We start from the raw sequence: 10,479 nt of genomic DNA on the forward strand, positions 1-10,479 counted from the left end.
CCCAGCCACGCTCGCAAAAGACGGGCGGCGCAAAAAACAATAACAATACGTGGAGCCATCGTAATGCCAGAACACCGCATTCACCGTGCTGTGAAACCACAGCGCTGCCTGCTCGCCTGCGCCATCGGCCTGCTCACGCTGCCCGCTGCCCAGGCGTTCGAAGTCGATACCGGCAATGAAAACTGGGCCGTGCGCTTCGACAACACCGTCAAGTACAACTATGGCGTGCGCACCGAAAGCGCCGACAAGCGCATGCTGGGCACGCCGAACAGCAACGACGGTGACTACAACTTCCGCAAGGCCGGCACCAACATCACCAACCGGGTCGACCTGCTGACCGAACTGGACGTGGTCTACCAGGGCAACACCGGGTTCCGCGTCAGCACCGCCAGCTGGTACGACAAGGCCTATGACAACACCGGTTCCAATAGCAACCCGTTCGTCAACGGCAACGGCGGCCAGTCCGGCATCAACCCCAGCCTCAATGGCTTGCCCGGCACCGGTGTGCCGCTGGGCAGCCCGCACCTGAGCAACTACGCCCAGCGTTACTACAGCGGCCCGTCCGGTGAAGTGCTGGATGCCTTCGTGTTCTTCAGCCGTGAAGTCGGCGAGGCCTCGCAGGTCAGCGCCAAGCTGGGCCAGCACAACCTGTTCTGGGGTGAAACCCTGCTCAACCCGGTGCATTCGCTGAGCTACGGCCAGTCCGGCCTCGATCTGGCCAAGCTGGCCGCCTCGCCGGGCACCGAGGCCAAGGAGCTGTTCGTACCGCGCAACCAGCTGTCGACCTCGTTCCTGGTCAACTCCGAACTGACCCTGGGCGCCCAGTACTTCTTCGACTGGGACGCAGCCCGCCTGCCCGAAGCCGGTACCTACTATGGCGGCTCGGACGTGGTAGGCGAGGGCGCCCAAAGCTTCCTGCTCGGCCACACCGGCACCCCCGGGCTGATCCCGGTGCGCGGCGCGCTGACCACCATCCGCCGTGGCCATGACCTGAAACCGGGCAAGAGCGGCGACTGGGGCATCATGGCCAAGTGGTCGCCCGAGTGGCTGGGCGGCACCCTCGGCTTCTACTACCGCAAGACCTCCGAAATTCTCCCGCAGGCCTGGCTCGACGCACGTGGCATGACCGTCGCCAACGGCCCGTTCGGCAACCCACCGGGCAGTCGTCAGGGCGCTGTCGGCAACCTGTACAACTCGCTGCAAAGCACTACCTACCAGTTCGCCTACGCCGACGACATCGACATCTACGGCCTGAGCCTGTCCAGGGATGTGGGCGGCATCAGTGTCGGCAGCGACCTGAACATCCGCCACAACATGCCGCTGGCGAGCATCCCGGCAATCGTCAGCGCCCCCGGCCAGGGTGGCCTGGGCGGCGGCTTCGGCCTGCTGCCGGCACGCCTGCCCGGCAGCGGGGTGGTCTACGACGTGCCCAAGGATGGCGACAGCCTGAGCGCCACCGGTGACACCCTGCACTGGACCTTGAACGGCCTGATGACCATTGGTGACACGCCGCTATTCGATTCGGCAACCCTGCTTGGCGAACTGTTCTACAGCAACCTGCTCAAGCTCGATAGCCACAACGAGGCCTTGTACAAGGGCAAGAGCAGCTACCGCGGTATCGACAAGGCCACCCGCGACAACTGGGGCATCGCCGTCAATTTTACCCCTACCTGGTACCAGGTGCTGCCGGGCATGGACCTGAGCATGCCGCTGTCGGTCAACGTTGGTCTGGACGGCGTGTCGCCGGTGCAGGGCGGTGGCGCCGAGAACACCGGCAACTATGCGGTAGGCGTGAGCGCCGCGATCTACAACCAGTACTTCGTCGACCTCAAGTACGTCGACAGTTTCGGTGAGACCAAGGCCTGCAAGGACGGCCAGACCGACGGCAGCACCCCCAACGCCCTGGACGGCGAACAGGATTACACCTGCTACGGCGGCGGCTACGCCTCCTTCTCCGGCGGTGGTGCCACCACCGAGGACCGTGGCGCCCTGTACCTGACCGTCAAGACGACCTTCTGAGTCATGTTTCCTACAGCCTACACAGGAAGACAACCATCATGAATTTCGTACGTACCCTGCTGGCCTCGTGCCTGTCACTGGCCGCCCTGAGTGCTGCCCAGGCCGCCGTTTCCACTGACCAGGCCGCGCGCCTGGGCACCAGCCTGACCGTCATTGGCGCGGAAAAGGCCGGCAACGCCGATGGCTCGATCCCGGCCTACCAGGGCGGCCTGCTGACGCCGCCGGCCAGCTACCAGAGCGGCGCCAGCATGCGCCCCGACCCGTTCGCCAGCGACAAGCCGCTGCTGGTCATCGATGGCAAGAACGCCGAGCAGTACAAGGGCCAGCTGACCGCCACCACCCTGGAACTGCTCAAGCGCTACCCCAGCTACCGCGTCGATGTGTACCCGACCCACCGTAGCGTGGCGCTGCCGCAAGCGGTACTCGACAACACCCGCAAGAACGCCACTGGCGCCAACAGCAAGGAGGGTGGCACTGCGGTAGACAACGTGCTGCCCGGCATACCGTTCCCGATCCCGCAGAACGGCGCCGAGGCCATGTGGAACTTCCTGCTGCGCTACCAGGGCGTGAGCATGACTGCCAAGTACGACTCGTGGAACGTCGACGCCGCCGGCAAGCCATCACTCTCGACCACCGGCCAGGCCAATATCAGCTACCCGATCTACGAGGACATGGCCAAGCCGATCGGTGCCAAGGACACCTACTACCAGATGAAGCTGGTGTACACCGGGCCCGCACGCCGTGCCGGCGAAGCGATGATGCTGCGCGATGCCGCCAACCCGCTGGTGCAGCCACGCAGCGCCTGGCAGTACCTGCCGGGCCAGCGCCGGGTCAAGCTGGCACCGAACCTGGCATACGACACGCCCAACCCGGGTACCTCGGGTTCGGGTACCTACGATGACGTGTTCGTCTTCAACGGTGCGCTGGACCGCTACGACTGGACCCTGGTCGGCAAGCAGGAAATGTACGTGCCGTACAACACCTATCAGCTGACCTACAACACCGACGTCAAGCAGGTGATCACCCCCAACCACCTGGCGCCACAGTTCGTGCGCTGGGAGAAACACCGGGTGTGGGTGGTGGAAGGCAAGCTCAAGGACGGTGCACGACATATCTACCACAAGCGCCGCTTCTACCTCGACGAAGACAGCTGGATCGCCCTGGCCTCGGACCAGTACGACGCCCGTGGCCAGCTGTACCGCGGCTCGTTCGCCTTCCTCACCCAGAGCTACGACAAACAGACCCCGGACGCCACGCCGTTCATGATCTACGACCTGATCGGCGGCACCTACAACCTCAATGGTGTAGTCGGAGCCTACGGCGGCATCCGCTACATCGACCCGCTGTCGAAAACCCAGTGGTCGCCCGAGTCGCTGGCCGGCAATGGCATCCGCTGAACGCACGGAGCATAGATGGCAATGTCTGTCTTCAAACGATGCAGCGTGGTCGTTCTGGCCTTGGCCGCGCTGCAGGGCGCGGCCCAGGCGGCGCCCTTCACCGATGTGCTGGACCTGCCCGCGATGCCCAGCGCCCTGGTCGCCAGCAGCGCCTTGCGCGATGTAACCCAAGCCGGGCAGCGCCTGGTTGCGGTGGGCCCGCGTGGGCACATTGTGTATTCCGATGACCACGGCGCGCACTGGCAGCAAGCCCAGGTACCGGTCAGCGCCGACCTCAATGCCGTGAGCTTCGCCACGCCCGAACTGGGCTGGGCAGTGGGCCACGATGGCGTGGTGCTGCACAGCCGCGATGGCGGCGTGCACTGGCAGAAGCAGCTGGATGGCCGGGCGCTGGCCGAACAACTGCCGGGCACGGGTAGCGACAATGCCTTGCTCGACGTGTGGTTCAGCGATGCCCGCAATGGCTATGCGGTCGGAGTGTTCAACCTGCTGTTGCGTACCGTTGACGGCGGCGAGCACTGGCAGCCCTGGCTCGACCACAGCGATAACCCGCAAGGCCTGCACCTGACCAGCCTGGCCGCGGTGGGGGACGAGCTGTACATCACCGGCGAGCAAGGCCTGCTGCTGAAGCAGGACGGCGAGCGCTTCAGCCGTGTCGAAACACCCTACGCCGGCACGCTGTTCGGGGCTGTCGGCAAGCCCGGCGTACTGCTGGTCTATGGCCTGCGTGGGCATGCCTACCGCAGCACCGACGGCGGCCAGCAATGGCAAGCAGTCAGCAGCAGTGTGAACACCAGCCTCACCGCCGCTGGTGTCGACCGTGACGGCCAGCTGTGGCTGGCCAGTCAGGCCGGCGACCTGCTGCTCAGCCGGGACGATGGCGCCAGCTTCCGCCCGGTGCCGCAAAGCGCCCGTGGCCCGGTGACCGCGCTCGCCACCGATACCGGCAACGGCCTGGTACTGGTCGGCGAGCGGGGCGTGCGCAACCAGGCCGGTAACCCCACGCTGCACCCATAACAAGAGAAGACCCTGATGGCCGCTACCCGCCAAGACACCCTTCCGGTAATCCGTAATCTCGACGATTTCGACCCACGCTCGGGCAACGGCCTGGAGCGCCTGGTGTTCAACCATCGCCTGCCGTTCCTGCTGTGCATGCTGCTGGCGACCTTGGTGCTGGGCTACATGGCGCTGACCCGCCTGGAGCTGCGCCCCAGTTTCGACAAGATGCTGCCGCAGAGCCATCCCTACATCCAGAACTACCTGGAAAACCGCCCATCGCTGCGTGGCCTGGGCAACGCAGTGCGGGTGGTGGTAGAGAACACCCAGGGCGACATCTTCGACCCGGGCTACCTGCAGACCCTGCGTCACATCAACGACGAACTGTTCCTCAGCCAGGGCGTGGACCGGGCCTGGGTGAAGTCGCTGTGGAGCCCGGCGGTGCGCTGGACCGAGGTGACCGAGGAGGGCTTCCAGGGCGGCCCGGTGATGCCCGACGGTTACCAGGGCGTGGCGGGTGACATCGAACAATTACGGCAGAACATCGAGCGCGCCAACATCGTCGGCAGCCTGGTGGCGCGCGACTTCAAGTCGAGCATGCTGATCGTGCCGCTGCTCGACCAGGACTCGGCCACTGGCAAAGGCCTCGACTACCATGCCTTCTCGCAAAAGCTCGAACAACTGCGCAGCCAATACCAGGCCAGCGGCCAGTACCGCATCCATGTCATCGGCTTTGCCAAGCTGATGGGTGACCTGATCGACGGGCTGATCCAGGTGATGGCGTTCTTCGCCCTGGCGGTGCTGACCAGCCTGCTGATCATCTACTGCTATACCCGTTGTGTGCGCAGCACCTTGCTGGTGGTGCTGTGTTCGCTGACTGCGGTGGTGTGGCAACTGGGCATCGTCGCCTGGCTGGGCTACGCCATCGACCCGTATTCGATCCTGGTGCCGTTCCTGATCTTCGCCATTGGCGTATCCCACGCGGCGCAGAAGATGAACGGCATCCTCCAGGACATCGGCCGTGGCACCCACCGCCAGGTGGCGGCGCGCTATACCTTCCGCCGCCTGTTCGTGGCCGGGGTGACCGCGTTGCTGGCCGATGCGGTGGGTTTTGCCGTGTTGATGCTGATCGACATCCCGGTGATCCAGGACCTGGCGATCACCGCCAGCATCGGCGTGGCGGTACTGATCTTCACCTCGCTGCTGCTGATGCCGGTGGCGCTGTCTTACGCAGGTGTTGGCCGCAAGGCTGCCGAGCGGGCCCTGGAAATTGATGCTCGTTGGGGCTGCAACGCAGCCCCAATCAATCCATGGAGCCTGCTCGACCGCTTCACCGAACGCAAATGGGCCAGCGCCGCACTGCTGGTGGCCCTGGCCTTGGGCGCCATCGGCATCTGGGGCAGCCTGCAATTGAAGATCGGCGACCTCGACAGCGGTGCCCCCGAGCTGCGTGCCGACTCCCGCTACAACCTCGACAACGCCTACATCACCCAGCACTACGCGCTGTCCAGCGATACCTTCGCGGTCATGGTCAAGACCGCTCCGGAAGGCTGCCTGCAATACCAGACGCTGGTCCTTGCCGACCGCCTGGCCTGGCAGCTGCAGCAATTGCCGGGTGTGCAGACCACCGTGTCGCTGGCCAACGCAGTGCGCCAGATCACCGCTGGCACCTACGAAGGCAACCCGCGCCTGAACAGCCTGCAGCGCAACCAGGATGTGCTCAACTACGCCGCCCAGCAGGCCTCGGTCAACGCCCCGGAGCTGTTCAACAACGACTGCTCGCTGATGCCGGTAATCGCCTACCTCAAGGACCATCGCGCTGACACCCTGGCCCAGGTGGCTGCCGTGGCCGAGCGCTTTGCCCAGGCCAACAGCAGCGCCGAACAGCAGTTCCTGCTGGCCGCCGGCAGTGCCGGCATCGAGGCCGCCACCAACGTGGTGGTTCGCGAGGCCAACCACCGCATGCTGTTGCTGGTGTACCTGGCGGTCACGCTGTTCTGCCTGTTCACCTTCCGCAGCTGGCGCGCCACGCTGGTGGCGATCCTGCCGCTGATGCTCACCTCGGTACTGTGCGAGGCGCTAATGGTGGCCATGGGCATTGGCGTCAAGGTCGCCACCTTGCCGGTGATCGCCCTGGGCGTGGGCATAGGCGTGGACTACGCGCTGTACCTGCTCAGCGTGCAGCTGCACTACCAGCGTACCGGGCTTAGCCTGGCCCAGGCCTACCGGAAAGCCGTGGCCTTCACCGGCCGGGTGGTGGGGCTGGTCGGCATTACCCTGGCGGCCGGCGTGGTCGGCTGGGCCTGGTCGCCGATCAAGTTCCAGGCCGACATGGGCCTGCTGCTGACCTTCATGTTCCTGTGGAACATGCTCGGCGCGCTGGTGCTGATCCCTGCATTGTCGCATTTCCTCCTGCGTGGCCAGGCCGCCCCGGCGCCTGCCGAGGCCCAGGCCACGCCGCTTCCGCAAACCCAAGAAACCGAGTGCTCGCCTCATGTCTGATTACCTTGCGCCACTGCGCGACATGGATTTTCTGTTCAACGAAGTGTTCGACATCCCGGCCTGGTGGGCACAAACGCCCGCCCTGGCCGAGCAGGTCGATGGCGACACTGCCCAGGCCGTGCTGGAACAGGCCGGCAGGCTGATTGCCGAGGTGGTGGCGCCGCTCAACCGCAGTGGCGACGAGCAGGGCTGCCGCTGGGAGGCCGGCCAGGTGCGTACCCCCGACGGCTTTGCCGATGCCTACCGGGCATTTGCCGCGGATGGTTGGGTGGGTGTGGCCGGTGCCCCGGAATACGGGGGCATGGGCATGCCGAAAGTGATCGGCGCCCAGCTCGAAGAAATGCTCAATGCCGCCAATCTGTCGTTCGGCCTGTACCCGATGCTGACCGCCGGGGCTTGCCTGGCGCTGCTCAACCATGCCAGCGAGCCGTTGAAGGCGCTGTACCTGCCGCCCATGTACCAAGGGCGCTGGACCGGTTCGATGTGCCTGACCGAGCCGCATGCTGGCACCGACCTGGGCCTGATTCGCACCCGCGCCGAGCCGGTTGCCGATGGCCGTTATCGCATCAGCGGTACCAAGATCTTCATCACTGGCGGTGAGCAGGACCTGACCGAGAACATCATCCACCTGGTACTGGCGCGGCTGCCGGATGCGCCCGCCGGGCCCAAGGGCATCTCGCTGTTCCTGGTGCCCAAGGTGCTGGTTGACGCCGACGGCGCGCTGGGTGAGGCCAATGCGGTGAGTTGCGGTTCGATCGAGCACAAGATGGGCATCAAGGCCTCGGCCACCTGCGTGATGAACTTCGACGGTGCAATCGGCTACCTGGTGGGCGAGCCGAACAAAGGCCTCAACGCGATGTTCACCATGATGAACTACGAGCGCCTGGGCGTAGGTATCCAGGGCCTGGCCCTGGGCGAACGCTCCTATCAGGGTGCCATCGCCTATGCCCGTGACCGCCAGCAGGGCCGTGCACCGAACGGCGCCGAAGCACCGCAGCAAAGCGCTGACCCGATCATCGTCCACCCGGACGTGCGGCGCATGCTGCTGACCATGAAAGCGCTGAACGAAGGCGGGCGGGCCTTTTCCACCTATGTGGCGCTGCAGCTGGACCTGGCCAGATACAGCGAAGCCCCGGTCGTGCGCGCCCAGGCCGAAGCCAGGGTGGCGCTGCTCACACCGGTGGCCAAGGCCTTCCTCACCGACATGGGGCTGGAGACCACCGTGCACGGCCAGCAGGTGCTGGGCGGTCATGGCTATATCTGTGAGTGGGGCCAGGAGCAGCTGATCCGCGACTGCCGCATCACCCAGATCTACGAAGGCACCAATGGTATCCAGGCGCTAGACCTGGTGGCGCGCAAGCTGTTTGGCGATGGCGGCCAGGCCTATCGCAGTGTGTCCGACGAAATCACCACCTTTGCCGAGGCATTGCCCACGGCATGTGCAGAGTTCGGCGCGCCATTGCTGGCCGCCGTGCGCAATCTCGACGAGCTGACTGACTGGTTGCTCGACCGGGCCCAGGGCAACCCGCGCGAGCTTGGCGCGGCGGCGGTGGAGTACCTGCAGGTGTTTGGTTACACCTTCTACGCCTACCTGTGGGCACGCATGGCCGTGGCATGCCAACACCATGCGGCCCCCGAGCCGTTCCACCTGAGCAAGCTGGGTACCGCGCGGTTCTACTTTGCCCGCCTGCTGCCACGTATTCACTCGCTGAGCGCCAGCGTCAGGGCCGGTAGCGACAGCCTGTACCTGCTCGAGGCCGGGCAACTGTGAAGGCCGCCGACATGATCACCACTCGCGTCATGCCCGCGGCCGAGCAGGCCTACGCCTATCCGCTGCTGATCAAGCGCCTGCTGCTGTCGGGCGTGCGCTACCAGCCCAATCAGGAAATCGTCTACGCCGACAAACTGCGCTACACCTACACCACGCTGCTCGAACGCATCCAGCGGCTGGCCAATGTGTTGACCGCCGCCGGGGTCAAGCCTGGCGACACCGTGGCCTTGCTCGACTGGGACAGCCACCGGGCGCTGGAGTGCTTCTTTGCCGTGCCGATGCTGGGTGCGGTGCTGCACACGGTGAACGTACGGCTGTCCACCGAGCAGGTGCGCTACACCATGAACCATGCCGAGGATCGCCTGGTGCTGGTGCATGACGACTTCCTGCCATTGATGGCGCAGTTATGCGAGGACTTGCCGACGGTCGAGGGCTTCATCCGCCTTGGTGACGGCGGCCCCGTGATGCAGGGCGTGCCGTTGCTGGGCGAGTACGAAGCGCTGCTGGCGGCTGCCGAGCCGCAGTTCGACTTCGCCGATTTCGACGAGCACTCTCTGGCCACGCTGTTCTACACCAGCGGTACCACCGGCAACCCCAAGGGCGTGTACTTCAGCCACCGGCAACTGGTGCTGCATACCCTGGTCGAGCAGGGCACCCTGGCTGCCTGTGGGGAGGTGCCGCTACTGCGCAGCGGCGACGTCTACATGCCCATCACGCCGATGTTCCACGTGCATGCCTGGGGCGTGCCCTATGTGGCTACGGCGTTGGGCATCAAGCAGGTCTATCCCGGGCGTTACGAGCCCAATCGCCTGGTGCGTCTGTACCGCGACGAGGGCGTGACGTTCTCCCATTGTGTGCCCACGGTGCTGCAGATGATGCTGGACAGCGAGGAAGGGCGCTGCGCCGACCTGACCGGCTGGAAAATGCTGCTGGGCGGCAGTGCCCTGACCCTGGGCCTGGCGCAACGCGCCAGCGAGCGCGGCATCAGTGTGCATTGTGGCTATGGCATGTCGGAAAGCTGCCCGCTGCTCAGCATCACCCACCTGAGCGCCGACCTGCTGGCACTGCCCATGGCGCAACAGTTGCCGCTGCGGATCGATGCCGGTGTGCCGATTGCCCTGGTGGACCTGCGCATCGTCGACGCTGAAGGCAATGATGTGCCCCGCGATGGTGAAAGCCTGGGTGAAATCGTGGTGCGTGCGCCATGGTTGACCCAGGGCTACCTGCACGAACCGGAGCAGGGCGCCGCGTTGTGGCTGGGGGGGTGGATGCACACCGGCGACCTGGCCTGCATTGACCCGGCGGGTGTGGTGCGTATTCGTGACCGGATCAAGGATGTGATCAAGACCGGTGGCGAGTGGGTCAGCTCGGTGGCGCTGGAAAACCTGATCAGCCAGCACCCGGCTGTCGCGTCGGTGGCGGTGATCGGCATTCCGGACCCGCAGTGGGGTGAACAACCGTTGGCCTTGGTGGTCCGTTGTGACGGCATGCAGTTCGACCAGGCGGCATTGGCCGGGCACCTGCAGCCGTTTGTCGACAGCGGGCACCTGAACAAATGGGCGATACCGCGGCAGCTGCGTTGCGTGGACGAGATCCCCAAGACCAGCGTTGGCAAGATCGACAAGAAGCGGATCCGGCAGGCATTTCTCTGAACGCTGACAGGACTGGCTGATGGGCACCTGTGGGAGCGGGCATGCCCGCGAAGCAGGCGACGCGGTGGATGGCACCGGCTGCGCCGGTGTTCGCGGGTGAACCCGCTCCCACAGGTACAACACACTCCTTCAGCTGGTGGGG

6 protein-coding genes are annotated in these 10,479 nt (G+C 65.3%); all 6 read left to right on the plus strand.

Annotated elements, in window-relative coordinates; all coding sequences use genetic code 11:
* Positions 1–63: 63 nt before the first annotated feature.
* From M2S36_RS15755 to M2S36_RS15780, 6 genes are read left to right on the plus strand one after another with little or no spacing between them, the layout of a single operon-like run.
* The gene (locus M2S36_RS15755; RefSeq protein WP_207837258.1) at positions 64–2,019 is read left to right on the plus strand and encodes a DUF1302 domain-containing protein; all 1,956 of its coding nucleotides are present in this window, start codon (positions 64–66) and stop codon (positions 2,017–2,019) included.
* Between the two features lie 38 nt (positions 2,020–2,057).
* On the plus strand, positions 2,058–3,416 hold the full coding sequence (locus M2S36_RS15760) for a DUF1329 domain-containing protein (RefSeq protein WP_207837261.1): 1,359 nt from the start codon (positions 2,058–2,060) through the stop codon (positions 3,414–3,416).
* 21 nt (positions 3,417–3,437) lie between these two features.
* The gene (locus tag M2S36_RS15765; RefSeq protein ID WP_333957436.1) at positions 3,438–4,433 is read left to right on the plus strand and encodes a WD40/YVTN/BNR-like repeat-containing protein; all 996 of its coding nucleotides are present in this window, start codon (positions 3,438–3,440) and stop codon (positions 4,431–4,433) included.
* A gap of 15 nt (positions 4,434–4,448) precedes the next feature.
* The gene (locus tag M2S36_RS15770; protein WP_333957433.1) at positions 4,449–6,914 is read left to right on the plus strand and encodes an efflux RND transporter permease subunit; all 2,466 of its coding nucleotides are present in this window, start codon (positions 4,449–4,451) and stop codon (positions 6,912–6,914) included.
* A complete protein-coding gene (locus M2S36_RS15775) occupies positions 6,907–8,685 on the plus strand; it encodes an acyl-CoA dehydrogenase C-terminal domain-containing protein (protein WP_333957434.1) in 1,779 nt (592 codons plus the stop codon). Before M2S36_RS15770 ends, M2S36_RS15775 begins: the two co-directional genes overlap by 8 nt.
* Before the next feature lie 11 nt (positions 8,686–8,696).
* Positions 8,697–10,337: a fatty acid--CoA ligase gene (locus M2S36_RS15780; protein WP_333957435.1), complete on the plus strand. Its 1,641-nt coding sequence runs from the start codon at positions 8,697–8,699 to the stop codon at positions 10,335–10,337.
* Positions 10,338–10,479: the final 142 nt, after the last annotated feature.

The sequence above is a fragment of the Pseudomonas sp. SF2 genome (assembly GCF_036858055.1).
Classification (GTDB): domain Bacteria; phylum Pseudomonadota; class Gammaproteobacteria; order Pseudomonadales; family Pseudomonadaceae; genus Aquipseudomonas.

What these genes read in the sequence shown, in the direction of transcription:
- M2S36_RS15755 (WP_207837258.1), top strand. Translation starts at nt 64, where the DNA reads ATGCCAGAACACCGCATTCACCGTGCTGTGAAACCACAGCGCTGCCTG.
- M2S36_RS15780 (WP_333957435.1), top strand. Translation starts at nt 8,697, where the DNA reads ATGATCACCACTCGCGTCATGCCCGCGGCCGAGCAGGCCTACGCCTAT.
- M2S36_RS15775 (WP_333957434.1), top strand. Translation starts at nt 6,907, where the DNA reads ATGTCTGATTACCTTGCGCCACTGCGCGACATGGATTTTCTGTTCAAC.
- M2S36_RS15770 (WP_333957433.1), top strand. Translation starts at nt 4,449, where the DNA reads ATGGCCGCTACCCGCCAAGACACCCTTCCGGTAATCCGTAATCTCGAC.
- M2S36_RS15765 (WP_333957436.1), top strand. Translation starts at nt 3,438, where the DNA reads ATGTCTGTCTTCAAACGATGCAGCGTGGTCGTTCTGGCCTTGGCCGCG.
- M2S36_RS15760 (WP_207837261.1), top strand. Translation starts at nt 2,058, where the DNA reads ATGAATTTCGTACGTACCCTGCTGGCCTCGTGCCTGTCACTGGCCGCC.